Raw genomic sequence first — 24,013 nt, forward strand, 5'->3', positions numbered from 1 at the left:
GATCGAGTTTCCCCAGTCCACAGGCGGGTTTCCGACGCTGGATTGTGTCGGACCCGGGTGGGAGAATTCAGTCATGGATCTCGGAACCCAGCCCCGCACGACAGCAGCTCTGCTGTCGCGGGTCGGCAGCCGGATCCGTTCCCGCAACGCCCTCCTGATCGAGGAGTGGGAGGACATCGCCACCTGGGCCGGCGAGCACATCGTCACCGGGCCGCAGGGTGCGGCGACGATCACCGAGGGCTACCTCGACACCGGCATCCCGATCGCCGGCGACGGCGCACCCCTGGTGTCGGAGTTCGCGTTGATGGAGCTCGTCGCGGTCCTCGGCCGCACCCCCGACGGCGGCAAGGCCTACGTAGGGCGGGTCATCGAGTGCGCCTGGCGACTCCCCAACCTCTACGACGCCGTCACCACAGGCAAGCTCGCCCCGTGGCGGGCTGAACGTATCGCCGACCTCACCCACGGGCTGTGCGCCGATGCGGCGGCGTTCGTGGACCGGCAACTGTTCAACGCCTCCGGTGTCGGGTGGGCCCAATTGGAGCGCCTCGTGGCCGAAGCAGTGCTGCGGTTCGACCCCGCCAAGGCCGAGGCCGACAGCCGAGACGCAACAGACCGGCGGCACTTCGACATCGGGCAGGTCGACGACCACGGGCTGGTCCACCTCGACGGACTGATGGATGCCGCCGACGGACACGACCTCGACCAGGCAGTGTCCCGGCGGGCCGAGGTCCTCGGCCGGCTGGGTGACGAGAGCTCGTTGGACGTGCGGCGTTCAAAGGCGGCCGCGGAGCTCGCCCGCCAGGACCTCGCGCTCGACCTGATCATCCCCGACCCCGACACCGGCGAGGTCGTCGCCACCGTCCCGGGCCGCAAGGTGATCCTGAACGTGCACGTCACCGACACCACTCTCACCGGCGACAACCCGGTCGGCCGCTGGGAGGAAGGCCGGTGCCCGATCACCACCGCCCAGATCCGCGAGTGGCTCCGAGCCCGGCACACCACCGTGATCGTGCGGCCGGTCATCGACCTGGCCGACCACGTCCCGGTCGGTTCCTACGAGATCCCCGAGCGGCACAGGACCCGGGTCCAGCTGCGCGACCACACCTGCCGGTTCCCCCACTGCAACCGCCCCGCGACCAGGTGCGACATCGACCACCACCAACCCCACGGCGACGGTGGTCCGACATGTCCCTGCAACCTCGTCCCACTCTGCCGACGGCATCACCGCGCCAAGACCCACTCGACCTGGCACTACGCGATGCAGATGCCGGCGACCTACGTCTGGACCAGCCCGAGCGGGTTCCGGTTCCGCGTCGACCACCGCGGCACCCACCCCATCCACGAGACCGGCGACCCGAGCCCGCCCGACCGGTAGCGATCCCGCCCGACACCCCGCGAGTCCCCACGATCGCGGGGGCATCGGCACGTCCGGGTCTGCGAGGATGGCCGCATGCGGGGCATCTTCTTCGACGAGGACGACGCGCGGGCGGCCGCGCTGGTGCTGGTCCGTGGCGGCTTCGCGGCCGAGGTCGTCCGCGAGCGCCTCGCGGGCGAGGACGACGACGAGGACCACCCGTGGGCCGTGGTCACCGATGCCCCGGAGATCCAGCTCGAGATGCTGGTGGAGGCGTACGACGGCTGGCTGGACCACGACGACGAGGACCCGGCCGCCCCGAACGGTCCGGCCGGGCCGCCCACGAAGGCGGGGTTCGTGCTGCCGCTCCCGGACGCCCCGAAGCGGATCAAGCGTCCGGAGTGAGGCTGGCCGCGTCGGCTCATGAGGCCGGACGTCCGGCTGTCCGGCTGTCCGGCTCCCCGGCTCTCCGGCTCCGGTGCGAAGTAACACGCCGTCCGCGCGACTACCTGACGCGTGTCAGCAGATCGAGGCCGAAATTCGGCACGATTCTGCTGAGATCAGCCGACCAGTCGTGTGGACGGCGTGTTACTTCCCCGGCCGGCCGACTGTGCTGAGCCGCCGGACACGACCTGCCGCGCTACTTCCCCAGCGTGCACGCGAACGGCCCGTCCGCCTGCAGCCAGGCCCGGGCCATGATCCGGCGGTCGTCGGGGCCGGCGTCGGCCAGCACCGCCCGGTCGTCGGCCGCCACGTCGACGTCGGCGTCGAACCCGGTGGCGCCCGCCCGCTCGTCGAGGTACGTCGTCAGCCCGTCGGCGTCCGCCGTCGCGTCCTCCTCGTCCGGGAACAGCCGGACACCGGAGACCGCGTCGGCGGTGGCGAACAGCGCCATGGCGTCGGGGTGGAGCAGTCCGCCGTACTGCTCGGCGACCTGCTCGGGGCTGAGCCGCCCGGAGCCGCCGCAGGTGGGTTCGAGGGTCAGTGCGGCGTACTCCAACCCGTCCTGGTCATCGGCCTCGTCGACCAGGTCGCCGAAGCTGCCGGCGTCGGCGAGGGAGTCGGAGTGGTCGGTGACGACATCCAGCAACGCCGAGACCTCGGAGCCGGAGACGATGAGCTCCTCGTCGGGCACGAGCGCGAGCGTCAGCAGGGGCGCCACGGGGTAGCGACCGCCGACCAGACCGGTCGCGTCGGCGGCGGCGAGATCGACCTCGAACACGGGGCGGTCCGAGGACCCCGAGCGCTCGAAGCCGGCGTCCTCGAGGTCGGCGGCGACGGCATCGAAGTCGAGGTCGTCGGACATCTTCCACACCCGGCCGAGGCCCTCGCCGTTCGCGATCGCCTCCCACTCGACGTCGGAGTCGTCGAAGGCGGCGTCGCCCATGACCGCCGACCAGCGTGACAGCTCGGTGCCGTACGCCGTCTCGGGCTCCCCCTCGCCGACCCGCTCGGCGATGGCGGCGCGGTCGACGAAGGTGACGGTGGTGGCGTCCGCGGGGAGGTACTCCAGTGCCTCCTCGAGCCGCGAGCTCCCGTCGAGCAGCGCGCACCCGGAGAGGGAGGTCCCGGCGACGGCGGTGAGGAGAGCAAGGCGCCCGAGGTTCCGCATGGGCCCCATCATTACGCTCGTCCTCATGACCGCAACTGCCGCCCACCGGCTGCTCCTCGTGCACGCCCACCCCGACGACGAGTCGATCGGCCAGGGCGCCACCATGGCGAAGTACGTCGCGGAGGGCCGCGGCGTCACGCTGGTCACCTGCACCGCGGGCGAGATGGGCGAGATCCTGGTGCCCGAGCTCGAGCACCTCGCCGCCGACAAGGAGGACCGCCTCGGCGAGCACCGCAAGGGCGAGCTGGACGCCGCGATGAAGGCGCTCGGCGTCACCGACCACCGCTTCCTGGGCGGCTTCGGCACCTACCGCGACTCCGGCATGAAGTGGCACGAGGACGGCCATGCCGTCGCGGCCGACGACATCCACGCCAACGCGTTCTGGCACGCCGACCTCACCGAGGCCGCCACGCACCTGGTCGCCGTGATCCGCGAGGTGCGGCCCCAGGTGCTGGTGGCGTACGACGAGTTCGGCGGCTACGGCCACCCCGACCACATCCAGGCCCACCGGGTCGCGATGTACGCCGCCCAGCTGGCTGCGGCGCCGTCGTACCGCCGCGACCTGGGGGAGGCCTGGGAGATCACCAAGATCTACTGGGGCGCCATCGCGGAGAGCCGGATCCGCGAGGGCCTGCGCCGGATCCGCGAGGCCGGGGACACCACGACGTTCGAGGGGATGGACCCCGACGGCGACCTGCCGCCGATGTTCCGCCCCGACGAGGACATCTCCTGCGAGGTCGACGCCAGTGACCACGTGGAGCAGAAGCTCGACGCGCTGCGGGCGCACGCCACCCAGATCACGACGGACGGCCCGTTCTTCGCGCTGTCGAACAACCAGGGCGCGCAGGCGTTCGGGCGCGAGCAGTACCGCCTGGTGCAGGGCACCGCCGGCTCGCTCGACCCCGAGACCGGTTGGGAGACCGACCTGTTCGCCGGCATCCCCGGCGAGTGAGGGTCCTGGTCGCTCTCGGCTGCCTGGTCCTCGGTGCGGTGGTCGGCCTGGGCGCCGTCGTGCTGCACGGCTACGCGTGGGGTCTTGGGCTCGGCATCGCCGCGACCGTCGCGACCCTGGTCGCCCTCCCCGGCGGCTGGTGGCGGCGGCTGCCGTTCGCCCTCGGCTGGACGGCGATCCTGGGCGTCGCGACGATCCAGCGGCCCGAGGGCGACTACGTGATCGCCAGCGACGCGTCCGGCTACCTGCTGCTCGCGACCGGCGCGGTGGTCCTCGGCTCCGGCTTCGTGGGGCTGCTCGGGCGCCGTACCACGGCTGAGGATGCGGAAGGGTGAGCAACCCCTCCTTAGGATGTCGCGGTGACGTTCTGGGAGTCCGAGTCCGCGACGGGCGGCAAGGCTGAGCGACCCGGCGGCAAGGTCGTCGTGGTCGTGATCGTGCTGCTCGTCCTGCTCGCCGGTGGCGGGTACGCCGCCGCGCACGCCGTCGCGGGCGACAAGGTCCCGACCGGCACCACGATCTCGGGCGTCGAGGTCGGCGGCCTGACCCGGTCCGCGGCGATCGACAAGCTCGAGAAGACCTTCGGCCCGCGTGCCGACGCGCCGATCACCGTCAGCGTCGGCCACCAGGGCGCGACCGGCAAGGTCAACGACGCCGACGTCGAGCCCGGCGACATCGGCCTGGCCATCGACTACGCCGCGTCCGTCGACGCAGCCGGTGCCGGCGACTCGTGGAGCCCGGCGCGCCAGTGGGACTACTTCACCGGTGGCGGCAAGGTCGACGCCGTCGTCGACGTCGACGAGGACCTCCTCGACGAGAAGCTGACCGAGCTCTCGGAGGGCCTCGGCACCCCGCCCCAGGACGGCACGGTCACGTTCTCCGCCGAGGGTGTGCAGACCACCCAGCCGCAGGCCGGCCAGGCCGTCGACCGCGACCAGGCCCGCACCGCGATCACCGCCGCCTTCCTGGCCGGCGAGAAGTCGGTCGAGCTCGAGGTCGCTCCGGCCCAGCCCGAGATCGACGCGGCCGACGTCGCCGAGGCGCTCGACTCCTTCGCGAACCCGGCCATGGCGAACGCGGTGACCCTCCAGTTCGGCGAGAACGACGTCAAGCTCGCACCGGCGAAGTTCGCGCCGGTCCTGTCGATGCAGCCCGAGAACGGCAAGCTCGTCCCGCACGTCGACGAGGCCGCCCTGACCGAGCTGGTCAAGGGCGCCACCGCCAACGGCGCCCCGGTCGACGCGACCGTTAAGATCAACAAGAAGGGCAAGCCGAAGATCGTCCCGGCCAAGCCCGGTGTCACCTTCGACTCCGGCGAGGCCGCCCAGGTCTTCCTCGGCCTGCTGACCGCCCCCGAGGGTTCGCGCAGCGGCCCGGTCACCGCGCAGGTCACCGACGCCGCGTTCACGACCAAGGACGCCGAGAACCTCAAGATCGTCGACAAGGTCTCCGAGTTCTCGACGTACTACCCCCACGCCGACTACCGCAACACCAACATCGGCCGCGCCGCCGAGCTGATCGACGGCACCCTGCTCAAGCCCGGCGAGGAGTTCTCGCTCAACGGCATCGTCGGTGAGCGCACCGCCGAGAACGGCTTCACCGAGGGCTACATCATCAGCAACGGCATCCTCAAGAAGGACCTGGGCGGCGGCGTCTCGCAGATGGCGACGACGACCTTCAACGCCATGTTCTTCGCCGGCCTCAAGGACATCCAGCACAAGCCGCACTCGTTCTACATCGACCGCTACCCGGTCGGCCGCGAGGCCACGGTCGCCTGGCCGACGGTCGACCTGCGCTTCCAGAACGACACCGAGTACGGCGTCCTCATCCACGCCTGGGTGGTCCCGAGCACCTGGTCGCGCCAGGGCAAGGTCACCGTCCAGATGTGGTCCACCAAGAAGTGGGACATCGACTCCACGACGTCGGCCCGCTACGCGGCGGTCCCGCCCAAGGTCCGCACGCTCACCACGCCCGACTGCGAGCCGAACACCGGCTGGTCCGGCTTCCAGGTCGACGTCACCCGGATCTTCCACCAGCACGGCGACAGCGCGGTCGACCACACCGAGAAGTTCCACACGGTCTACACGCCCGCCGACACGGTGAAGTGCGAGAAGCCGCCTGCCCCGACGCCCGGGGGCAGCCCCGATCCGGGGCAGTAGCAGCCACCTTCCTGCGCGGTTCGCCTCGACCCCGCTGCCTCTCGGCCGATGGGTACGGCGGAGGGTGACCCATGATGCTGCGCGCCGCGTTCGTCCCGCCGACCGAGGTGGTGGAGCGGTTGCGCGCACTCGGAGACCGGCTGGCCCGGCTGCCGGGGATCCGGCCGGTGGAGCCGGACCGGGTCGACGTACCGATCGCGGGGCTGGGCAACGTCGTGGACGACGACGCCCACCGGTTCGCCGGGCTCCTGGCGGAGTGCCTGTCCGACCTCGAGCCCGTCGTCGTGCGGCCGGTCGCGGTCGAGGTCCAGGGCGAGGACGTGACGGTCCGGCTCGACGGTGACCTCGCGGCGCTCTCGGAGGTCGCTCGGGCGGTCGGGATCGCGGCGCAGGGCATTCGCGTCCTCGTCGACCGGCGCGCCTTCCGGCCAGCTGTCGTGGTCGGCTCGGGGACACTGGCCGGGATCGGCACCGGGACCGACGTCCTGGGTGAGCTCGCCGGCACCAGCTGGCTGGTCGAGGACGTCGACCTGGTCCGTACCCGCTGGTTCGGGGGCGAGGCGCGAGCGGAGACGGCGTACCGGATCCCGTTCGGCCTCGACGGTTTCGGTGGCCGGGACTTCCGCACCGGCTGACCGCCTGTTCCCGGTAGAATAGGAACACGTTCTATTTTCAGGGAGCTTCCATGACCGCGACCCCCGTCATCGAGGGCTGGTTCACCACCGGCGACGAGCCCCGGCTCCTCGCCTCCCGCTGCACCGCGTGCAGCAACGTCGTGTTCCCGCCGGTGTCCAGCGACGCCGGCGCGGCAGCCTTCTACTGCCGCAACCCCGCCTGCGACGGCACCGAGCACGACACCGCCGAGCTCTCGCGGCGCGGCCGGGTGTGGTCCTACACCGACGCGCAGTACCAGCCCCCCGCGCCGTACGTCGCGCCGACCGACCCCTTCCAGCCGTTCGCGCTGGCCGCGGTCGAGCTGCCCGAGGGGATCGTCGTGCTCGGCCAGGTGGCCGACGGCTTCGGCGTCGCCGACCTGACGGTCGGCACCGAGGTCGACCTGGTCGTCGAGACGCTCAACGTCGACGAGACCGGGGAGCGCACCATCTACCGCTGGAAGCCCGTGGCCGGACAGGAAGTGAGCGCATGAGCGTCGTCATCGCGGGTGCGGGCATGCACCCCTGGGGCAAGTGGGGCCGCAACTTCACGGAGTACGGCGTGCACGCCGCCCGCGAGGCCCTCAAGGACTCCGGCATCGCCTGGGCCGACGTCGACCTCGTCGTCGGCGGCGAGACCGTCCGCAACGGGTACGCCGGCTACGTGGCCGGCTCCACCTTCGCCCAGGCCCTGGGCTGGAACGGCGCGCGGATCGCGACGTCGTACGCCGCCTGCGCGACCGGCGCCCAGGCCATCGACACCGCCCGGGCCCGGATCCTGGCCGGCATGAGCGAGGTCGCCCTCGTCGTCGGCGCCGACACCACGCCCAAGGGCTTCCTCGCCCCCAACGCCGGTGAGCGCTGGAACGACCCCGACTGGCTGCGGTTCCGGCTGCTCGGCATGACCAACCCGGCGTACTTCGCCCTCTACGCCCGCCGCCGGATGGACCTCTACGGCGCCACGTCCGAGGACTTCGCCCAGGTCAAGGTCAAGAACGCCCGGCACGGCCTGAACAACCCCTACGCCCGGTTCCGCAAGGAGTCGTCGGTGGCGGAGGTCCTCGCCTCGCCGATGGTCTCCGACCCGCTGCACCTGCTCGACATCTGCGCCACCTCCGACGGCGCCGCCGCGGTCGTGCTGACCAGCGCGGAGTACGCCAAGAAGCACGGCATCACCGCGCCGGTCACGGTGGCCGCCGTCTCGACGGTCACCCCGACCTTCCCGAACACGGTCATCGACATGCCGCTGCTCGCCACCGACTCGTCGGCCCTCACCGGCGTGCCGGAGCGCACGTTCAAGGAGTCGATCGGCCAGGCGGCGTACGAGGAGGCCGGCATCGACCCCTCCGACGTCGACGTCGCCGAGGTCTACGACCTCTCGACCGCGCTTGAGCTGGACTGGATCGAGGACCTGCAGCTGTGCAAGCGCGGCGAGGCCGAGGCCCTGCTCCGCGCCGGCGACACCACCCTCGGCGGCCGGATCCCGGTCAACCCGTCCGGTGGTCTGGCGTGCTTCGGCGAGGCCGTCCCCGCGCAGGCGATCGCGCAGGTCTGCGAGCTCACCTGGCAGCTCCAGGGACGCGCCGAGGGCCGTCAGGTCGAGGGAGCGAAGGTCGGCATCACCGCCAACCAGGGCCTGTTCGGCCACGGCTCGTCGGTGATCCTCTCCGTCTGATCGCGGAGCGAGGAATCAGCTCGCCGGCGGGAGGATCTCCCAGACCACGTGCTCGCCGGCGAGTCCCTTGAGCTCCACCGCGTCCCGCTCCACGAGGGTGAGGGCGGCGTCCTCGTCGAGCGTCTCGCGGACGGCGTCGCTGGCGAGGATCTCGCCACCGTGGGCGAGGTTGGCCACCCGGGCCGCCATGGCCACGTTGCGGCCGAAGTAGTCGCCGTCGCGGGCGACCACCTGGCCGGTGTGGATGCCGATCCGGACCAGGATCGGCCCGTACCGGCGCAGGGTGACGTCGCGCGGCAGGTCGCGCTGGATGCCGAGCGCCGCGCGGCAGGCGGCCTCGCTGTCGCGGAAGGCGACCATGAACCCGTCGCCGGCGGTCTTCACGACCTGGCCGCGGTACCTCTCGATCTGCGCGCGCAGCACCCGGTCGTGCGCGGCCAGCACCTTGACCCACGTCGCGTCGCCGAGCCGGTCGTTGAGCGGCGTCGACTCCTCGATGTCGGAGAAGAACAGGGTGACCGTGCCGTCCGAGGCGGCCATGTTGAGGATGTCGGCCCGCTCGTCGTCGCTGGCCCAGGTCTGCAGGTCCTCGACGGTGCTCTGGATCAGCCCGGTGATGCCGTGGGAGCGGACCTTCGAGGCGGTCCGGATCACCCGTCGTACGGCGCGCTCGGCCGAGTTGCTCGGCGGCGGCGGCCGCAGCGCCGCGTCGAGGTCCGACTCGAGCTGGGCGACGTGGGCCCGGGTGTCGGCGAGCTGGCGCTGCAGCTGCCCCCGGTCGCGGGCGAAGGCGAGGACGAGGCCGAGCAGGCCGACCACCACGACGCACAGGACCCCGACGACGATCGCCACGTTCGAAGACTAGGGCCAGGAAACCTCTTGCGGGCCGCAGTAGCGTGAGACGGTGACCACTTCGGCTCCGACGATCTCCACCCTCGGCGAGCTGCGCGCCTCCGGCCACCAGCACAAGCACCTGCGCGCCGAGCTGCGCGACAACCTGCTGGCCCGGCTCGCGGCGGGGGAGGACCCCTGGCCCGGTCTGCACGGCTTCGAGGACACGGTCATCCCGCAGCTCGAGCGCGCGATCATCGCCGGCCACGACGTCGTCCTGCTCGGCGAGCGCGGCCAGGGCAAGACCCGGCTGCTGCGCACCCTGGTCGGTCTGCTCGACGAGTGGACCCCCGTCATCTCCGGGTCCGAGCTCGGCGAGCACCCCTTCGACCCGGTCACCGTGACGTCGAAGGCCGCCGTGGCGTCGTACGGCGACGACCTGCGGATCTCCTGGCGTCACCGCGAGGAGCGGTACGCCGAGAAGCTGGCCACGCCCGACACCAGCGTGGCCGACCTGATCGGCGACGTCGACCCGATGAAGGTCGCCGAGGGCCGCTCGCTCGGCGACCCGGAGACCATCCACTTCGGCCTGATTCCTCGCTCCCACCGCGGCATCGTCGCCATCAACGAGCTCCCCGACCTCGCCGAGCGGATCCAGGTCGCGATGCTCAACGTGATGGAGGAGCGCGACATCCAGATCCGCGGCTACGTCCTGCGGCTGCCGCTCGACGTGTTCGTCGTCGCCTCCGCCAACCCCGAGGACTACACCAACCGCGGCCGGATCATCACGCCGCTCAAGGACCGCTTCGGCGCCGAGATCCGCACCCACTACCCGAAGGCCCTCGCCGCCGAGATCGCCGTGGTCCGGCAGGAGGCCGACCTGTTGCCCGACCGGGTCGACGTCCCCGACTTCCTGGTCGAGATCCTCGCCCGGTTCACCCGCAACCTGCGCGAGTCCAGCGCCGTCGACCAGCGCTCCGGCGTCTCGGCCCGCTTCGCGATCGCCGGCGCCGAGACCATCGCGGCCGCGGCCCTGCGTCGCGCCACCATCCAGGGCGAGGACCGCGCCGTCGCCCGGGTCGTCGACCTCGAGACCGCGGTCGACGTGCTCGGCGGCAAGATCGAGTTCGAGTCCGGCGAGGAGGGCCGCGAGTCCGAGATCCTCACCCACCTGCTGCGTACGGCGACCGCCGAGACCGTCCGCGAGAAGCTCCGCGGCCTCGACTTCGCGCTGCTCGTCGACGCCATCGAGGAGGGCGCCACGGTCACCACCGGCGGCGCGGTCACCGCCCGCGACGTCCTGTCCGGCCTGCCGGTGCTGGGCGAGTCCGACCTCTACGACCAGGTGTGCGAGCGGGTGAACGGCACCGGCGGCGGCCGCACCGACGGCGAGCGGGCGGCCGCGATCGAGCTCGCGCTCGAGGGCCTGTTCCTCGCCCGCAAGATCGGCAAGGACTCCGACGGCACGGAGACGATCTATGGCTGATCCCTCCCCGTTCGGCGTGCGGGTCTCCTCCGGCACCCTCCGTCAGGGTGAGGGGGTCGTGCTCCCGCACGCCTGGACCGAGGAGGGCGTGCTCGCCGGGCCCGCGACCAACGGCGCCCAGGTGCTCCACCTCGCCGTGGCGCTGTGCGTGCTCAACGACACCTACCGCGAGGCCCGCCGGCTCGACGTACCCGTCCACGGGGTCGCCGTGACCGCCGACGGCGGCTTCGACGACGTGTGGACCTCCACCGGGATCAGCTACGACATCGCCCTCGACACCACCGCTCCCTCGGAGACGGTGCAGCTGCTGCTCGAGGTGGTCGACGAGGTGGCCGAGATCCCGCGTGCGCTGCGCGCCGGGGCCGACGTGCGAAGGAGCGAGCAGTGAGCCGCTACCGCCGGTACGACGGCGGCGACCCGCTCGCCCCGCCGGTCGACATCGCCGAGGCGCTGGACGCCATCGGCCAGGACGTGATGGCCGGCTACAGCCCCGAGCGCGCGATGCGGGAGTTCCTGCGCCGCGGCGGCCAGGACCAGGCCGGCCTCGACGACCTCGCCCGCCGGGTGGCCGAGCGTCGCCGCGACCTGCTGCAGCGGCACAACCTCGACGGCACCCTCGACGAGGTGCGCGAGCTGCTGGACAAGGCGGTCCTCGAGGAGCGCAAGCAGCTGGCCCGCGACGTGATGATGGACGACGGCGACCGCGCCTTCCGCGAGATGCGGCTGCAGAACCTGCCCGACTCGCCCGCCGCTGCCGTCACCGAGCTCGGCGACTACGACTGGCAGTCCCGCGAGGCGCGCGAGGCCTTCGAGCAGATCAAGGACCTGCTCGGCCGCGAGCTCCTCGACCAGCGCTTCGCCGGCATGAAGCAGGCCCTCGAGAACGCCACCGACGAGGACCGGCAGGCGATCAACGAGATGCTCGGCGACCTCAACGAGCTGCTCGAGAAGCACGCCCGCGGCGAGGACACCCCCGAGGACTTCGAGGAGTTCATGGCCAGGCACGGCCAGCACTTCCCCGAGAACCCGCAGGACATCGACGAGCTCCTCGACACCCTCGCCCAGCGCTCCGCCGCCGCGCAGCGGATGCTCAGCTCGATGAGCGCCGAGCAGCGCGCCGAGCTGATGCAGCTCTCCGCCCAGGCGTTCGGCTCGCCCGCGCTGATGGAGCAGCTCGACCGGCTCGATGCGAACCTCATGTCACTGCGCCCCGGCGAGGACTGGGGCGGCTCGGAGCAGTTCGGCAACGGCGAGCAGGGGCTCGGCCTCGGCGACGGCACCGGCGTGCTCCAGGACCTGGCCGACCTGGACGCGCTGGCCGACCAGCTCGCTCAGGGGTACGGCGGCGCCCGGCTCGACGACGTCGACCTCGACAAGCTCGCCCGCCAGCTCGGCAACGAGGCCGCCGTCGACGCCCGCAAGCTCCAGGAGCTCGAGAAGGCACTGCGCGAGTCCGGGGCGATGGAGCGCGGCTTCGACGGCGAGCTGCGACTCACGCCCAAGGCGATGCGCCAGCTCGGAAAGGCGCTGCTGCGCGACGTCGCCCAGAAGATGTCCGGCCGGCAGGGCCAGCGCGACGTACGCCAAGCCGGCGCGGCCGGCGACCTGTCCGGTGCGACCCGGGCCTGGGAGTTCGGCGACACCGAGCCGTGGGACCTGCCCCGCACCATGCTCAACGGTGTCCTGCGTCGCGCCGGCGATCCCGGTGGCCGCCTGTTGTCGATCGACGACGTCGAGGTCGCCGAGACCGAGGCCCGCACCCAGGCCGCAGTCGCGCTGTGCGTCGACACGTCGTTCTCGATGGCGATGGACGGCCGCTGGGTGCCGATGAAGCAGACCGCGCTCGCGCTGCACACCCTCATCGGATCGCGCTTCCGTGGCGACAGCCTGGAGCTGATCGGCTTCGGGCGGCACGCCCAGACCATGCGGATCGAGGAGCTCACCGCCCTCGACGCGCGCTGGGCGAAGGGCACCAACCTCCACCACGCGCTGCTGCTGGCCAACCGGCACTTCCGCAAGCACCCCAACGCCCAGCCGGTGCTGCTGATCGTCACCGACGGCGAGCCGACCTCCCACCTGGAGTCGAGCGGCGACGTCTTCTTCTCCTACCCGCCGCACCCGATGACCATCGCGCTCGCCGTACGCGAGCTCGACAACGCCCGCCGGCTCGGCGCGCAGACGACCTTCTTCCGCCTCGGCGAGGACCCCGGCCTGGCCCGGTTCATCGAGTCGATGGCCCGCCGCGTCGAGGGCTCCGTGATCGCTCCCGAGTCCGACGACCTGGGTGCTGCGGTCGTCGGCTCGTACCTCGGATCTCGTCGTGGCGGCACGGGCGGACGTGGCTCCGGGCCGGGGACGTACGGCGACTGGTTCGGTTCGCGCGGCTTCTGGGTGGGCTGACGCCCCGTTCTGAGCGGGGATTCCGGGGCCCTGTGGACAACCGGAACCCGTCGTTTCCCGGCCGGGCACGTCGGGCAGCCGGACCTGCATGACGATCACCCTCGATGTCCCGTACGCCGTCCTCAAGGCCGCCCGCGACCGCTGGGACCAGGCCGCCGACGAGCTCGACGGCGCCTGGCGCCGCCTCGCCAAGGTCTCGACCTCCGACCTCTCCGACGCCGTCGCCGCGGTGGTCACGGCCTTCGCCGACCCCTGGGTCGACGAGGTCAAGGCCGTCGCCCGGCGGGCGCAGGGGTACGCCGACGAGTTCGTCTTCTTCCGACGACTCCTCGTGCTCGTCGACCAGGCGCAGGCCGAGCGGCTGCGCGTGCTGCTCCCGTGGGCCGAGCGCGACGCGGCCGTGGGGGAGGTGGGCTGGCCGTGACACTCGTCTACGTCCCTGCCCAGGTGCCGCCCTGTCCCCAGCTGACCTCGACGCCCGCGGGTGCCCAGGACCTCGCCACCGACCTGCGCGCGGCGGCGATCGCCGTCAAGAACGTCCAGGGCTGGGCCGCCTCGATCGCCGCTCCTGCCTGGGAGGGCGACACCGCCGTGGCCCACGACCACGCCGCCACCCAGGTGGCCGTCCGCCTCGACGCCGCCGAGGCCGCGCTCGACAAGGCCGTCACCGCAGCCGACCGGTTCGCTGCCCGGCTGGGCCGGCTGTTCGTGCGACGTACCCGGATCAACGCCGACCGGGCCGAGATCAACGAGCAGATCGACGCGTTGGTCGCCGAGGTCGCCGCCGCGACCGACGACAGCCGGCTCGTCGAGTTCCGGGAGCGTGCCGACGTGCTCCACCGTCGGGCGTCCGCGTTGCGGGACCGGATCGACGCCTGGAAGACCGCCCGGGCCAGGGCCGAGGCCGACGTCGTCGCCGCCCTCAGGGGCGTCGACAGCGTCTCCGAGGGCCGGACGGCGGCATCCGATCCCGCTCGACCGCACACGGGCAACCTCACCCGGCAGCTGCGCCGGCTCGCGGGTGACCCGGTCGCACTGGCCGCCTGGTGGCGTGGTCTCCGGCGCGCCGAGCAGGAGGCGCTCACCACCGAGCACCCCGGGCTGGTCGGCAACACCGGCGGGGTGCCCATGGCCGACCGCGACGAGGCCAACCGGGGCGGACTCGCCCGCGACCTCGACTTCTACCGACAGCGGGACGAGGACGACCAGCTCACCGGCAAGGAGGAACGGGTGCTCGACAACGCGAGGTCCGTGGACCACGCCCTCGACGAGCACGCCGACAGGACCGACGACGCCGGCGCCCACCTCGTCAAGCTGCTCGCCTTCACCCCGGACCTGCACTCCGGTGACGGCGGCGTGGCGGTCAGCTTCGGTGATCCCGACACCGCCGACCACGTCTCGGTCAACGTGCCCGGCCTGACCACCGACACCTCCAGCATCGGCGGCAACCTCGACAAGACCCATGACCTGCACCTGGCAGCGGTCAAGGAGGACCGGGGCAGCGTCGCGACCGTGTACTGGGCCGACTACGACGCCCCGAGCGGCAACCCGCTCGATCCGCTCGACCCGCTCGGGCAGGCCGACTTCGACAGCGTCGCCCTCACCGGCAAGGCCGAGGCGGGCGGGGAGCGGTTCGGTGACTTCATCGACGGCGTCCGCGGCTCCGACCAGGGCCCGCCGGCCCACCTCACCGCGATCGGCCACAGCTACGGCTCCACGGCGGTCGGGCACGCCCTGGCCGACGGACTCCCCGTCGACGACGCCGTCCTGCTCGGCAGCCCGGGCGTCCCGGCCGACACCGCAGGCGCACTCACCGACGCCGACGTCTGGGTCGGCAGCAAGGACCACGACCCGGTGTCCCTGGTCGGAAGCAGCGACCGCGGCGGTCTCGGCGTGCTCGGCCACGACCCGGCCGACACCGCCTTCGGTGGCACCCGGTTCGAGACCGGGGACGGCGACCTGCGGGCCGAGGAGCTGCTCCACAACCACACGTCGTACTTCACCGGCACGTCGCTCGCCAATGTCGCCCATGTCGTCGCCGATGCCGACGACGAGGTCAGCGAGCAACCTCCACGCGGCGCCCCCGGCGGCGAGCACCTCACCCTGCCCGAGCTCCTTGTCGCGGCCAGCGGCGCGACCGCCGCGGAGGGACTCGCCGACGCCGCCACGTGGTCGTGGGAGCACTCGAAGCTCGGTGGGAGGCTGTGAGCATGCGCCTTCTCGGGAACGCACTGGCACTGCCCCTTGCCCTCCTGCTCGCCGTCGGTCTGACCGGCTGCGACGACGAGGCGGAGCGCACCGCGGTCGACGACGTCGTCCAGGCGGCGGACGACGCCCGGGCCGGCGTCCTGCACGACATCGCTGACGCGCTCGTGCTGAGCGGCGCCGAGGGCAGCCGGTCCTTCACCATCTGCGGCGACGACCTCGCGCCAGGCGGCGTCGTGCTGAACGACTTCGTGCACTTCGGCTCCTCGGGCGAGCTGACCCAGGAGAAGGCGACGGCCGCAGCCGTCGACCTGCTCGAAGCCGACGGCTGGACGGTCGAGGACCCGGACAACCAAGTGGCGCTCAGCGCCACCAAGGGCGACCTGGTGCTGGACCTCCAGATCGCGCCCGCCCAGGTCCAGGTCGACCTCGGGTCGGACTGCATCGAGACGTCGCGGAAGGTCGCCGAGGAGTACGACGACCGCCCGAAGGTCGGCCTCACCTGGTCCTCGTAGAGTCGCGGCCGTGGGGGACCTCAGCCTGACCGTCATCGCACTGCTCGCGCTGGCTGCCCTCACGGCCGGGTTCGTCGACGCCGTGGTCGGCGGCGGGGGACTGGTCCAGCTCCCCGCGATCCTGCTCGGTCTGCCGGGCGCGAGCCCGGTCCAGGTCCTCGCGACCAACAAGATCGCCTCGGTGTGCGGTACGGCCGCCAGCTCGGTCACCTACTACCGCCGGATCGGCCCGGACCTGCGCACCGCACTCCCGCTGATGGCGCTCGCGCTGACCGGTGCGTTCTCCGGCGCCCTGCTGGCCTCGCACATCCCGCGCGACGCGTTCGAGCCGATCGTGCTGGTGGCGCTGGTCGTGGTCGGCGGCTATGTCCTGCTCCGCCCCGAGCTCGGCGAGCAGACCGCGCTCCGGTTCGCCGGCCACCGGCACCTGGCTGCCGCGGCGGGCGTCGGGTTCGTGATCGGCTTCTACGACGGGATCCTCGGTCCGGGCACGGGCAGCTTCTTCGTCTTCGCCCTCGTCGGACTGCTCGGCTACGACTTCCTCCAGGCCTCGGCCAAGGCCAAGCTCGCCAACTTCGCGACCAACCTCGGCGCGCTGCTGCTCTTCGTGCCGCGCGGCGCCGTGCTCTGGGACGTCGGCCTGATGATGGGCGCCTGCAACCTGGTCGGCGGGTACCTCGGGGCCCGCACCGCCGTCGCCCGCGGCTCGCGGTTCGTGCGGCTGTTCTTCATCGCGGTGGTGTCTGCGTTCGTCGTACGCATCGGCGGCGGTGTGCTCGGGCTCTGGTGACACATAACCTGACCCCATGAGCATCCCGGTGGATCCCGCGGACCTGCGCCAGGCCCTGGCCGACTTCGACAGCGGCTACCTGCTGACGACGTCCTCCCCGCAGGTGAAGGTCGTGACCGTCGACCCGGTGGCAGGCGACGACGGCAGCCTGCGGATCGCCGGTCCGGGCAGGGGCACGCTGCGCAACCTGGCCGAGAACCCCGCGGTGACGGTGGTGTTCCCGCCGCAGGAGCGCCACGGCTACACCCTGCTCGTCGACGGCCACGCCACGGCCGACGGCGAGGACGTCGTCGTCACCGCCACCGCCGCGGTGCTGCACCGGCCCGCCGCCCACGCCGACGGCCCGCTCCCGCCCGAGGGCTGCGGCCACGACTGCGCCCCGGTCGGCGGCTGACCAACCGATGCACCCGTTCTGGATCACCGCCTTCCTCGACAGCGCCCCGGCGCACCACCAGGAGACGGTGGGCTTCTGGCAGGAGGCGACCGGGTACGCCGTCTCGCCGCCGCGCGGCGCGCACGACGAGTTCGCCTCGCTGCTGCCGCCCGACGGCGACCCGTACCTCAAGGTGCAGCGCCGCCACGCCGGCGCCGACCGGATCCACCTCGACCTCCACGTCAGCGACCCGTTGGCCGCGGCCGATGCCGCGCGGGTGGCGGGCGCGACGATCGTCGCCGATCGCGGGTACGTCGTGATGGCCTCACCCGCCGGTTTCGTGTTCTGCTTCGTCGACCACGCCGCCTCCGTGTGCCCGAAGGCCACGGTGCACGCCCACGGATCCGCGTCGCGGGTGCGGCAGGTGGCGATCGACGTGCCGCGGGCGTCGTACGACAGGGAGCTGGGGTTCTGGGCCGCCGTCACCGGCCTGGGGCCACGTCGCTCCGTGGTCGCCGACGAGTTCCACGTGCTCGACGCTCCCACCGGTCAGCCGCTCGGCCTGCTGCTCCAGCGCCTCGGCGCCGACGACACGGGTGAGGTGCGCGCGCACCTCGACTGGGGGACCACCGATCGCGCCGCGGAGACGGAGCGGCACCTCGGCCTCGGTGCGCGGGTGCTCGCGCAGCACCGGCACTGGACGGTGCTGACCGATCCGAACGGCCGGGCCTACTGCCTCACGGACGTGGCGCCGGGGTGAAGCCGGGCAGGAACTCCTGCATGATCGCGCGGAACGGCGCCTCGGCCTCGAGCTGGCTGAGCACACCGAGACCGCCGAGCCAGGTGCGGTGGATGAGGACGTACGACGGCGGCAGGTTGAGCTTGATGCTCACCGTGTAGGCCGGGTCCTTGGGGTTGTTGATCCGCTGGAACTGCTCGCGCATCCACTCCCGGCTGAACCGGAACCGCTCGACCAGGGTGGGGTCGACGAACGGCGCGAGGTAGTCCATGAGCAGCTCGGGCTCGATCCGGATCCGGTCCTTGAGGAAGCCCTCCGCACGCAGCTCGGAGATCAGCGCGTCACCGTCACCCGCCGCGCAGTGGGTGATCAGGCGGCCCATCGGCGCGGGCAGTCCGCGTTGCGGGAGCCGGGCCACGGCGCCGTAGTCGAGCACGCCGATCCGGCCCGGCGTCCCGTCGTCGTGGGGGATCACCCGGAAGTTGCCGGGGTGCGGGTCGGCGTGGAGCAGGCCGGTGCGGGCCGGCCCGGAGAACAGGAACCGCGTGAAGATCTCGCCGTAGTGGTCGCGCTCCTGCGGCGTGCCGTGGGCGATGACCGACGCCAGCGAGCCTGCAGAGTCGAGCCACTCGGTGACCAGGACGCGGGGACCGACCGCGACGACGTCGGGGACGACGATGTGCGGGTCGTCGCGGAACGCCTGCGCGAACTCCCGCTGGGCCTCGGCCTCGAGGTCGTAGTCGAGCTCCTCGCGGGCCCGGGCCTGGACCTCCTCGACGAGCGGCTTCATGTCGACGCCCGGGATGAGCGGCCCGATCGCCCGCGCCGCCCGGGCCAGGGTGCGCAGGTCGGCCATCAGCGCGTCGCCGGCGTTGGGGTACTGGACCTTCACCGCGACCCGGCGGCCGTCGTACCACCTGCCTTCGTGGACCTGCCCGATGCTCGCGGCCGCCGTCGGCGCCCCGTCGAGCCAGACCAGGCGCTCCTTCCAGTCCGCGCCGAGGTCCTCGGTGAGGATGTTGCGCACCGTCTGGGTGGGCATCGGGGGAGCGGAGTCCTGGAGCCGCGTGAGCTGCTCGCGGTACGGCGCCGCCATCTCCTCCGGCAGCGCCGACTCGAGCACGCTCAGCGCCTGCCCGAACTTCATCGCGCCACCCTTGAGCTCGCCCAGCGTCCGGAACAGCTGCTCCGCCGTCCGCTGCTGGATCTCGCTCATCACCGCCTCGGGAGCCGCCCCGCCCAGGCGCTTCCCGAACCCGAGCGCCGTGCGGCCGGCGTACCCGAGGGGGAGCGCCGCGAGCCGCGCAGTGCGCGCCGCGGCCTTCCGGGGAAGGTCAGCCATGGCCCCATTGTCGGGCATGGGGCAACCGGGGCCAGCCTCACGCGGGCCCGAGCGTGCTGTCCCCGCTGCCGGAGGCGGGCTCCTTGAGCTCCACGAACAGCACGTGGGTGGGGGTGTCCCCGATGTTCTCGCCGTGGTGCTCCTGCGCCGGCAGCCACCCCACCGTGCCGGCCGCCATCTCCACCTCGCGCTGCTGGTCGCCCGCGACCAACCGGCGGCGGAACGACGACAGCGTGTACATGACGCTGTCCGGGTGGGCGTGTGGCGTCGTCCGCGCACCAGGATCGTCGCGGTACTCCAGCACCCGCACACGGTCGTTCTCGAAGACCACCGCGTAGTGGTCCGGGTTGCTCGTCACCGGGTCCTCGGCCATCCCCCGACCATCGCACCGCACGGCGGTCGTGACCATGGCCCGGACGGGTCAGGCTGTCGCCGTGCTCAGGCGGTCTCCGGGAACGCAATCCCGGTGTTCGCGTGGCAGCGGTAGCCGTTCGGCACCTTGTGGAGGTACTGCTGGTGGTGCGGCTCGGCGTAGTAGTACGCACCGGCCGGCTCGATCTCGGTGGTGATCTCGCCGTAGCCGCGGCGGGCGATCTCGTCGCCGTACACCTTGGTCAGCTCGCGGGCGGTCTGCTCCTGCTCGGGCGACGTGAAGTAGATCGCGGAGCGGTACTGGGTGCCGACGTCGTTGCCCTGCCGCATGCCCTGGGTGGGGTCGTGGACGACGAAGAACTGCTTGACCAGGTCGGCGTACGAGACCTGGTCGGGGTCGAAGACGATCCGGACGGCCTCGGTGTGGCCGGTGCGGCCGCTGCAGACCTCTTCGTACGTCGGGTTCGGGCTGACCCCGCCGGCGTAGCCGACCGAGGTCGACCACACGCCCGGCACCTGCCAGTAGATCTCCTCGGCTCCCCAGAAGCAGCCGAGGCCGAAGACCGCGACCTCGAGGCCGTCGGGGACGTCGTCGGTGACGAGCGGGGTGTTGAGCACCTCGTGCTGCGCGGAGAGGGGGAACGCCGGGGTGGTGCGGCCGGGCAGTGCCTCGGCGGGGTCGACCATCTCGGTCTTGCGGCGGGAGAACATGTCCCCATTGTCTCCTCGGGCGCAAGTCTCAGCAGCGCGTGGCGCACCAGCGTCCCGCTTGACCGGCTCGGCGACGAAGAAGCCCGGATCAGGTCGTCACGACGGGTGCCGTGGAACGTCGTTCGACAGCGGTGGCGGTCGGGCGCACGAGGGTGGTACCACTTCGATACCGAGGGAACTACCATGACGGTCATGACCTTCACCCTGCGCACGGATGCCGAGCTCGACGCGGCGTTGGCTGAGCTCGCGGCGTCGCAGGGCCTGTCCAAGCAGGAAGTCGTGCGCCGCGCCGTGTTCGACCTGCACCAGCGCACCCAGCACAAGAGCCGGGTGGCCGCGGCATCGGCCGCCTCCCGAGAGCGTTGGGGCGAGGTGCTCGACCGGCTCGGCTCGGTCTGATGGTCGAGTACCTCGACCTGGAGGACCTGCTCGCGCTGACCGAGGACCTCCAGGCCGGACCGGTGCGTGACGCCGGGCTGCTCGAAGCCGCGGTCGCCCGACCGCGAACGACGGTCTTCGGCGACGACGCCTACCTGACGCTGCTCGACAAGGCTGCGGCGCTGCTGCACTCGATCTGCAGGAACCACGGGCTGGTGGACGGCAACAAGCGCCTGGCGTGGTTGGCCACCGACGTCTTCCTGCGGATCAACGGCGTCGTGCCCGTGCTGTCGGACGACGATGCCTTCGGACTCGTGATGGCGGTGGCTGACGGCTCCATCGATGTCGCGGAGATTGCTGCGGCGCTCGACCGCGCCGTGCCGAGCCTTGAGTAGGCTCGAACGGTGAGCGACAACCACATCGACGAGCACCTCGACGGCGCCGGCTTCGAGACCCGGGCCATCCACGCCGGCTACACGCCCGACCCGACCACCGGCGCGGTGATCCCGCCCATCTACGCGACCTCGACCTACGCCCAGGACGGCGTGGGCGGACTGCGCAACGGCTACGAGTACAGCCGCTCGGCCAATCCCACGCGCACCGCGCTGGAGTCGACCCTGGCGGCGCTCGAGGGCGGTGCGCACGGGTACGCGTTCGCGTCCGGGCTCGCCGCGGAGGACACCCTGATCCGGGCGCTGTGCAAGCCGGGCGACCACGTGGTCCTGCCCAATGACGCGTACGGCGGCACCTTCCGCCTCTTCGACAAGGTCGCCACGGTCTGGGGTGTCGAGCACAGCCCGGCGCCGGTGACCGACGTCGACGCGGTGCGCGCGGCGATCAAGCCCGGCGTGACGCGGATGGTGTGGGTGGAGACGCCGACCAACCCGCTGCTGTCGATCGGCGACATCGAGGCGCTCGCCGCGGTGGCCCACGAGGCCGGCGCGCTGCTCGTCGTCGACAACACCTTCGCGTCGTCGTACCTCCAGCAGCCGCTGGCCCTCGGCGCCGACGTGGTCGTCCACTCGACGACGAAGTACGCCGGCGGCCACTCCGACGTGGTCGGCGGCGCGCTCGTGGTCGACGACGAGGCGCTGGCCGAGCGGATCGGGTTCCACCAGAACTCCATCGGCGGCGTGGCCGGCCCGTTCGACTCGTGGCTGGTGCTGCGCGGCCTCAAGACCCTCGCGCTGCGCATGGAGCGCCACAGCGACAACGCCGAGAAGATCGCCGACTTCCTCTCGAAGCACCCGGCCGTCAGCCAGGTGATCTACCCCGGCCTCGCCGACCACCCCGGCCACGCGATCGCCTCGCGCCAGATGAAGCGGTACGGCGGCATGGTCTCCTTCCGCGTCAAGGGCGGCGAGGAGCAGGCGCTCGCGATCTGCGCGGCCACGAAGGTCTTCACCCTGGGCGAGTCGCTCGGTGGCGTCGAGTCCCTCATCGAGCACCCGGGCCGGATGACCCACGCCAGCGTCGCGGGCACCGACCTCGAGGTGCCGGCGGACCTGATCCGGCTCAGCGTCGGCATCGAGACGTCCGAGGACCAGCTCGCCGATCTCGACCGGGCGCTCTCCACGACCGTCTAGCCTGACCGGGTGACCAGCGACGGCCCGACCGAGTCCGCAGAGGCGACCGAGCCCGAAGCGGAGGACGCGCCGCCGCTGGGCCCCGAGCACGACGAGAGGGACGAACGCGAGGAGCGGCTGTTCCGCCGCTTCGCCCACCAGTGGGCGCTGGCGCGCGAGGAGCGGGACGAGCGGCGGCACGAGGCGCCGTCGTTCGCCACCGGTCCGTCCAACCTGCGCCGGGCGGAGGTGCCCTACGGCCTCGACCTGGCAGCGGGCTGGGCCTGGCGGCTGCTGCTGATCGCGGGCGCCGGCTACCTGCTGATGTGGCTGGTCGGATTCTTCGCGGTGGTCACCGTGCCGCTCGCGGTGGCGCTGCTGATCAGCGCGCTGGCGGCGCCGTTCGTCCACGGCGTGTCCCGGGTCGGCCTGCCCCGCGGGCTCTCGGCGCTGGTGGTGGTGATCACCGGCTTCGCCCTCGTCGGTGCGCTGCTGACCTTCGCGAGCCAGCAGGTCGCGGCCGGCGCCACCGACCTGGCCGACTCGACCGTGCAGGGGCTCCAGGAGATCCGCGACTGGCTGCGCGACGGTCCGCTGCACGCCAGCGACTCGCAGATCAACGACTGGATCAAGAGCGCCCAGGACGTGATCACCGAGCGGTCGAAGGACGGTCAGGTGATCAGCCAGGTCACCGAGGTCGGTGCTGCGCTCGGCCACGTCGTCGCCGGCTTCTTCATCTCCCTGTTCGCGACCTACTTCTTCCTCGCCGACGGCGACCGGATCTGGTCCTGGCTGGTCCGGATCGCCCCGCGGGCCGCGCGCGAGCGGGTCGACAGCTCGGGCCGGGTGGCCTGGCTGTCGCTGGTCCAGTTCGTCCGGGCCACCGTCGTGGTCGCGCTCGTCGACGCCACCGGCATCGCGATCGGCGCCGCGGTCCTCAAGGTGCCGTTCGTGCTGGCGATCGGCGTGCTGGTCTTCCTCGGCGCGTTCGTGCCGATGATCGGTGCCACCATCGCCGGCAGCGTCGCGATCCTGGTCGCGCTCGTCGACCAGGGTCCGGTCACCGCGCTGCTGATGCTCGCCGTCGTGATCGGCGTGCAGCAGCTCGAGGGCCACGTGCTGCAGCCCTTCCTGCTGGGCCGCTGGGTCTCGCTGCACCCGCTCGGCGTGATCCTGTCGATCGCCTGCGGCGTGCTGGTCGCGGGCATCGCGGGTGCGCTGGTCGCCGTACCGCTGGCCGCGGCGGCCAATGCCGTCGTGCTGCACCTGGCGGAGATGGCCGAAATGACCGAACCGCCGGCCTCCCAGGAGGAAGCCGGCGGTCCGGAGGAAGAACCTCAGCCGGCGTAGGGCTTCGCGTCGAGGATCACGACGGTCTGGGTCTTGCCGTTGACCTCGTAGCTCACGGTGTCGCCCTTGCTGCGGCCGTTGATGGCCTGGCCCAGCGGGGACTGCGGCGAGTAGACGGTCAGGCCCTCGGGGTCGATCTCGCGCGCGCCGAGGAGGAAGGACTCCGCCTCGTCGTCGTCATCGCCCTCGAACTTGTAGGTCACGACCATGCCGGGCTCGACGACACCGTCGTCGGGAGGCGTCTCGCCCACCTCGGCGCGGCGGAGCATGTCCTTGAGCTGGAGGATGCGGGCCTCGTTCTTGCCCTGCTCCTCGCGGGCGGCGTGGTAGCCGCCGTTCTCCTTCAGGTCACCCTCGTCGCGCGCGGCACTGATCTCGGCGACGATCTCGGCGCGGCGGGGGCCTTGGAGGTGCTCCAGCTCGGCCTGCAGCTTGTCGTAGGCGTCCTGGGTCAGCCAGATCGTGTTCTGGCCGCTCTGGTCGGTCTGCGTCATGGGGTGCTCCTGCACATGCTCGTTCGCGTACCCGTCCGGGTACATGAACGATCGAGT

Annotated in this window: 27 protein-coding genes; 21 read left to right on the forward strand and 6 right to left on the reverse strand. The window is 72.0% G+C overall.

Features of this window, described 5'->3' with window-relative positions; all coding sequences use genetic code 11:
- Positions 1 to 73 precede the first annotated feature (73 nt).
- The gene (locus tag ACZYRU_RS05950; RefSeq protein WP_488956147.1) at positions 74 to 1,375 is read left to right on the forward strand and encodes an HNH endonuclease signature motif containing protein; all 1,302 of its coding nucleotides are present in this window, start codon (positions 74 to 76) and stop codon (positions 1,373 to 1,375) included.
- Between the two features lie 75 nt (positions 1,376 to 1,450).
- Positions 1,451 to 1,759 carry a hypothetical protein gene (locus tag ACZYRU_RS05955; RefSeq protein ID WP_488956148.1) on the forward strand — a complete coding sequence of 103 codons (309 nt, stop codon included), beginning with the start codon at positions 1,451 to 1,453 and terminating at the stop codon, positions 1,757 to 1,759.
- A 235-nt stretch (positions 1,760 to 1,994) separates the two neighbouring features.
- Here the strand turns inward: ACZYRU_RS05955 and ACZYRU_RS05960 are convergent, their stop codons facing one another.
- Positions 1,995 to 2,966 carry a hypothetical protein gene (locus tag ACZYRU_RS05960; protein ID WP_488956149.1) on the reverse strand — a complete coding sequence of 324 codons (972 nt, stop codon included), beginning with the start codon at positions 2,964 to 2,966 and terminating at the stop codon, positions 1,995 to 1,997.
- A 25-nt stretch (positions 2,967 to 2,991) separates the two neighbouring features.
- Between ACZYRU_RS05960 and mshB the strand changes: the two genes are divergently transcribed.
- The 6 genes from mshB to ACZYRU_RS05990 all read left to right on the forward strand — a co-directional run bounded on the left by mshB (position 2,992) and on the right by ACZYRU_RS05990 (position 8,405).
- Complete coding sequence (gene mshB / locus ACZYRU_RS05965; protein ID WP_488956150.1) at positions 2,992 to 3,918, forward strand: N-acetyl-1-D-myo-inositol-2-amino-2-deoxy-alpha-D-glucopyranoside deacetylase; 927 nt, start codon at positions 2,992 to 2,994, stop codon at positions 3,916 to 3,918.
- Positions 3,915 to 4,253, forward strand: coding sequence for a hypothetical protein (locus ACZYRU_RS05970; RefSeq protein ID WP_488956151.1), 339 nt, complete (start codon positions 3,915 to 3,917; stop codon positions 4,251 to 4,253). Before mshB ends, ACZYRU_RS05970 begins: the two co-directional genes overlap by 4 nt.
- A 24-nt stretch (positions 4,254 to 4,277) precedes the next feature.
- Positions 4,278 to 6,077 carry a VanW family protein gene (locus ACZYRU_RS05975; protein ID WP_488956152.1) on the forward strand — a complete coding sequence of 600 codons (1,800 nt, stop codon included), beginning with the start codon at positions 4,278 to 4,280 and terminating at the stop codon, positions 6,075 to 6,077.
- Between the two features lie 71 nt (positions 6,078 to 6,148).
- Positions 6,149 to 6,712: a 2'-5' RNA ligase family protein gene (locus ACZYRU_RS05980; protein WP_488956153.1), complete on the forward strand. Its 564-nt coding sequence runs from the start codon at positions 6,149 to 6,151 to the stop codon at positions 6,710 to 6,712.
- A gap of 50 nt (positions 6,713 to 6,762) precedes the next feature.
- The gene (locus ACZYRU_RS05985) at positions 6,763 to 7,224 is read left to right on the forward strand and encodes a Zn-ribbon domain-containing OB-fold protein (protein ID WP_488956154.1); all 462 of its coding nucleotides are present in this window, start codon (positions 6,763 to 6,765) and stop codon (positions 7,222 to 7,224) included.
- On the forward strand, positions 7,221 to 8,405 hold the full coding sequence (locus tag ACZYRU_RS05990) for a lipid-transfer protein (RefSeq protein ID WP_488956155.1): 1,185 nt from the start codon (positions 7,221 to 7,223) through the stop codon (positions 8,403 to 8,405). Before ACZYRU_RS05985 ends, ACZYRU_RS05990 begins: the two co-directional genes overlap by 4 nt.
- 15 nt (positions 8,406 to 8,420) lie before the next feature.
- Here ACZYRU_RS05990 and ACZYRU_RS05995 read toward each other — a convergent pair whose 3' ends face one another.
- Entirely contained in the window at positions 8,421 to 9,257 is an 837-nt protein-coding gene (locus ACZYRU_RS05995; protein WP_488956156.1) for an adenylate/guanylate cyclase domain-containing protein, read from the reverse strand.
- A 52-nt stretch (positions 9,258 to 9,309) separates the two neighbouring features.
- Between ACZYRU_RS05995 and ACZYRU_RS06000 the strand changes: the two genes are divergently transcribed.
- From ACZYRU_RS06000 to ACZYRU_RS06040, 9 genes are all read left to right on the forward strand, one after another.
- Positions 9,310 to 10,722 (forward strand): MoxR family ATPase, encoded by a 1,413-nt coding sequence (locus ACZYRU_RS06000; protein ID WP_488956157.1) that lies wholly within the window; start codon positions 9,310 to 9,312, stop codon positions 10,720 to 10,722.
- Positions 10,715 to 11,110 carry an OsmC family protein gene (locus ACZYRU_RS06005; protein WP_488956158.1) on the forward strand — a complete coding sequence of 132 codons (396 nt, stop codon included), beginning with the start codon at positions 10,715 to 10,717 and terminating at the stop codon, positions 11,108 to 11,110. Before ACZYRU_RS06000 ends, ACZYRU_RS06005 begins: the two co-directional genes overlap by 8 nt.
- Complete coding sequence (locus ACZYRU_RS06010) at positions 11,107 to 13,122, forward strand: VWA domain-containing protein (RefSeq protein ID WP_488956159.1); 2,016 nt, start codon at positions 11,107 to 11,109, stop codon at positions 13,120 to 13,122. The genes ACZYRU_RS06005 and ACZYRU_RS06010 overlap by 4 nt, the downstream gene beginning before the upstream one ends.
- 88 nt (positions 13,123 to 13,210) lie before the next feature.
- Complete coding sequence (locus tag ACZYRU_RS06015; protein WP_488956160.1) at positions 13,211 to 13,546, forward strand: hypothetical protein; 336 nt, start codon at positions 13,211 to 13,213, stop codon at positions 13,544 to 13,546.
- Positions 13,543 to 15,330, forward strand: coding sequence for an alpha/beta hydrolase (locus ACZYRU_RS06020; RefSeq protein WP_488956161.1), 1,788 nt, complete (start codon positions 13,543 to 13,545; stop codon positions 15,328 to 15,330). The genes ACZYRU_RS06015 and ACZYRU_RS06020 overlap by 4 nt, the downstream gene beginning before the upstream one ends.
- A gap of 2 nt (positions 15,331 to 15,332) precedes the next feature.
- Positions 15,333 to 15,842 carry a hypothetical protein gene (locus ACZYRU_RS06025; RefSeq protein WP_488956162.1) on the forward strand — a complete coding sequence of 170 codons (510 nt, stop codon included), beginning with the start codon at positions 15,333 to 15,335 and terminating at the stop codon, positions 15,840 to 15,842.
- Positions 15,843 to 15,852: 10 nt separating this feature from the next.
- On the forward strand, positions 15,853 to 16,632 hold the full coding sequence (locus ACZYRU_RS06030; protein WP_488956163.1) for a TSUP family transporter: 780 nt from the start codon (positions 15,853 to 15,855) through the stop codon (positions 16,630 to 16,632).
- A 16-nt stretch (positions 16,633 to 16,648) separates the two neighbouring features.
- Positions 16,649 to 17,026, forward strand: coding sequence for a pyridoxamine 5'-phosphate oxidase family protein (locus tag ACZYRU_RS06035; protein ID WP_488956164.1), 378 nt, complete (start codon positions 16,649 to 16,651; stop codon positions 17,024 to 17,026).
- Between the two features lie 7 nt (positions 17,027 to 17,033).
- Positions 17,034 to 17,765 carry a VOC family protein gene (locus tag ACZYRU_RS06040; RefSeq protein WP_488956165.1) on the forward strand — a complete coding sequence of 244 codons (732 nt, stop codon included), beginning with the start codon at positions 17,034 to 17,036 and terminating at the stop codon, positions 17,763 to 17,765.
- Here ACZYRU_RS06040 and ACZYRU_RS06045 read toward each other — a convergent pair.
- The 3 genes from ACZYRU_RS06045 to msrA all read right to left on the reverse strand — a co-directional run bounded on the left by ACZYRU_RS06045 (position 17,743) and on the right by msrA (position 20,169).
- Positions 17,743 to 19,086: an ABC1 kinase family protein gene (locus ACZYRU_RS06045; RefSeq protein ID WP_488956166.1), complete on the reverse strand. Its 1,344-nt coding sequence runs from the start codon at positions 19,084 to 19,086 to the stop codon at positions 17,743 to 17,745. The genes ACZYRU_RS06040 and ACZYRU_RS06045 overlap by 23 nt on opposite strands.
- A 37-nt stretch (positions 19,087 to 19,123) precedes the next feature.
- The gene (locus ACZYRU_RS06050) at positions 19,124 to 19,459 is read right to left on the reverse strand and encodes a cupin domain-containing protein (protein ID WP_488956167.1); all 336 of its coding nucleotides are present in this window, start codon (positions 19,457 to 19,459) and stop codon (positions 19,124 to 19,126) included.
- 65 nt (positions 19,460 to 19,524) lie between these two features.
- Positions 19,525 to 20,169, reverse strand: a complete 645-nt coding sequence (msrA, locus tag ACZYRU_RS06055; RefSeq protein WP_488956168.1) for a peptide-methionine (S)-S-oxide reductase MsrA — start codon at positions 20,167 to 20,169, stop codon at positions 19,525 to 19,527.
- 192 nt (positions 20,170 to 20,361) lie between these two features.
- Between msrA and ACZYRU_RS06060 the strand changes: the two genes are divergently transcribed.
- From ACZYRU_RS06060 to ACZYRU_RS06075, 4 genes are read left to right on the forward strand one after another with little or no spacing between them, the layout of a single operon-like run.
- Positions 20,362 to 20,568, forward strand: a complete 207-nt coding sequence (locus ACZYRU_RS06060; protein WP_488956169.1) for a ribbon-helix-helix protein, CopG family — start codon at positions 20,362 to 20,364, stop codon at positions 20,566 to 20,568.
- Positions 20,568 to 20,942: a type II toxin-antitoxin system death-on-curing family toxin gene (locus ACZYRU_RS06065; protein WP_488956170.1), complete on the forward strand. Its 375-nt coding sequence runs from the start codon at positions 20,568 to 20,570 to the stop codon at positions 20,940 to 20,942. The genes ACZYRU_RS06060 and ACZYRU_RS06065 overlap by 1 nt, the downstream gene beginning before the upstream one ends.
- Before the next feature lie 9 nt (positions 20,943 to 20,951).
- Positions 20,952 to 22,133 carry a cystathionine gamma-synthase gene (locus tag ACZYRU_RS06070; RefSeq protein ID WP_488956171.1) on the forward strand — a complete coding sequence of 394 codons (1,182 nt, stop codon included), beginning with the start codon at positions 20,952 to 20,954 and terminating at the stop codon, positions 22,131 to 22,133.
- A gap of 9 nt (positions 22,134 to 22,142) precedes the next feature.
- The gene (locus ACZYRU_RS06075) at positions 22,143 to 23,462 is read left to right on the forward strand and encodes an AI-2E family transporter (protein ID WP_488956172.1); all 1,320 of its coding nucleotides are present in this window, start codon (positions 22,143 to 22,145) and stop codon (positions 23,460 to 23,462) included.
- Here ACZYRU_RS06075 and greA read toward each other — a convergent pair.
- Positions 23,450 to 23,956 (reverse strand): transcription elongation factor GreA, encoded by a 507-nt coding sequence (gene greA / locus ACZYRU_RS06080; protein ID WP_179727292.1) that lies wholly within the window; start codon positions 23,954 to 23,956, stop codon positions 23,450 to 23,452. The two genes, ACZYRU_RS06075 and greA, sit on opposite strands and share 13 nt — an antisense overlap.
- Positions 23,957 to 24,013 lie beyond the last annotated feature (57 nt).

Source organism: Nocardioides sp. F233, assembly GCF_057813895.1.

What these genes read in the sequence shown, in the direction of transcription:
- ACZYRU_RS05950 (WP_488956147.1), top strand. Translation starts at nt 74, where the DNA reads ATGGATCTCGGAACCCAGCCCCGCACGACAGCAGCTCTGCTGTCGCGG.
- ACZYRU_RS05955 (WP_488956148.1), top strand. Translation starts at nt 1,451, where the DNA reads ATGCGGGGCATCTTCTTCGACGAGGACGACGCGCGGGCGGCCGCGCTG.
- ACZYRU_RS05960 (WP_488956149.1), bottom strand. Translation starts at nt 2,966, where the DNA reads ATGCGGAACCTCGGGCGCCTTGCTCTCCTCACCGCCGTCGCCGGGACC.
- mshB (WP_488956150.1), top strand. Translation starts at nt 2,992, where the DNA reads ATGACCGCAACTGCCGCCCACCGGCTGCTCCTCGTGCACGCCCACCCC.
- ACZYRU_RS05980 (WP_488956153.1), top strand. Translation starts at nt 6,149, where the DNA reads ATGATGCTGCGCGCCGCGTTCGTCCCGCCGACCGAGGTGGTGGAGCGG.
- ACZYRU_RS05985 (WP_488956154.1), top strand. Translation starts at nt 6,763, where the DNA reads ATGACCGCGACCCCCGTCATCGAGGGCTGGTTCACCACCGGCGACGAG.
- ACZYRU_RS05990 (WP_488956155.1), top strand. Translation starts at nt 7,221, where the DNA reads ATGAGCGTCGTCATCGCGGGTGCGGGCATGCACCCCTGGGGCAAGTGG.
- ACZYRU_RS06005 (WP_488956158.1), top strand. Translation starts at nt 10,715, where the DNA reads ATGGCTGATCCCTCCCCGTTCGGCGTGCGGGTCTCCTCCGGCACCCTC.
- ACZYRU_RS06015 (WP_488956160.1), top strand. Translation starts at nt 13,211, where the DNA reads ATGACGATCACCCTCGATGTCCCGTACGCCGTCCTCAAGGCCGCCCGC.
- ACZYRU_RS06025 (WP_488956162.1), top strand. Translation starts at nt 15,333, where the DNA reads ATGCGCCTTCTCGGGAACGCACTGGCACTGCCCCTTGCCCTCCTGCTC.
- ACZYRU_RS06035 (WP_488956164.1), top strand. Translation starts at nt 16,649, where the DNA reads ATGAGCATCCCGGTGGATCCCGCGGACCTGCGCCAGGCCCTGGCCGAC.
- ACZYRU_RS06040 (WP_488956165.1), top strand. Translation starts at nt 17,034, where the DNA reads ATGCACCCGTTCTGGATCACCGCCTTCCTCGACAGCGCCCCGGCGCAC.
- ACZYRU_RS06045 (WP_488956166.1), bottom strand. Translation starts at nt 19,086, where the DNA reads ATGGCTGACCTTCCCCGGAAGGCCGCGGCGCGCACTGCGCGGCTCGCG.
- ACZYRU_RS06050 (WP_488956167.1), bottom strand. Translation starts at nt 19,459, where the DNA reads ATGGCCGAGGACCCGGTGACGAGCAACCCGGACCACTACGCGGTGGTC.
- msrA (WP_488956168.1), bottom strand. Translation starts at nt 20,169, where the DNA reads ATGTTCTCCCGCCGCAAGACCGAGATGGTCGACCCCGCCGAGGCACTG.
- ACZYRU_RS06060 (WP_488956169.1), top strand. Translation starts at nt 20,362, where the DNA reads ATGACCTTCACCCTGCGCACGGATGCCGAGCTCGACGCGGCGTTGGCT.
- ACZYRU_RS06065 (WP_488956170.1), top strand. Translation starts at nt 20,568, where the DNA reads ATGGTCGAGTACCTCGACCTGGAGGACCTGCTCGCGCTGACCGAGGAC.
- greA (WP_179727292.1), bottom strand. Translation starts at nt 23,956, where the DNA reads ATGACGCAGACCGACCAGAGCGGCCAGAACACGATCTGGCTGACCCAG.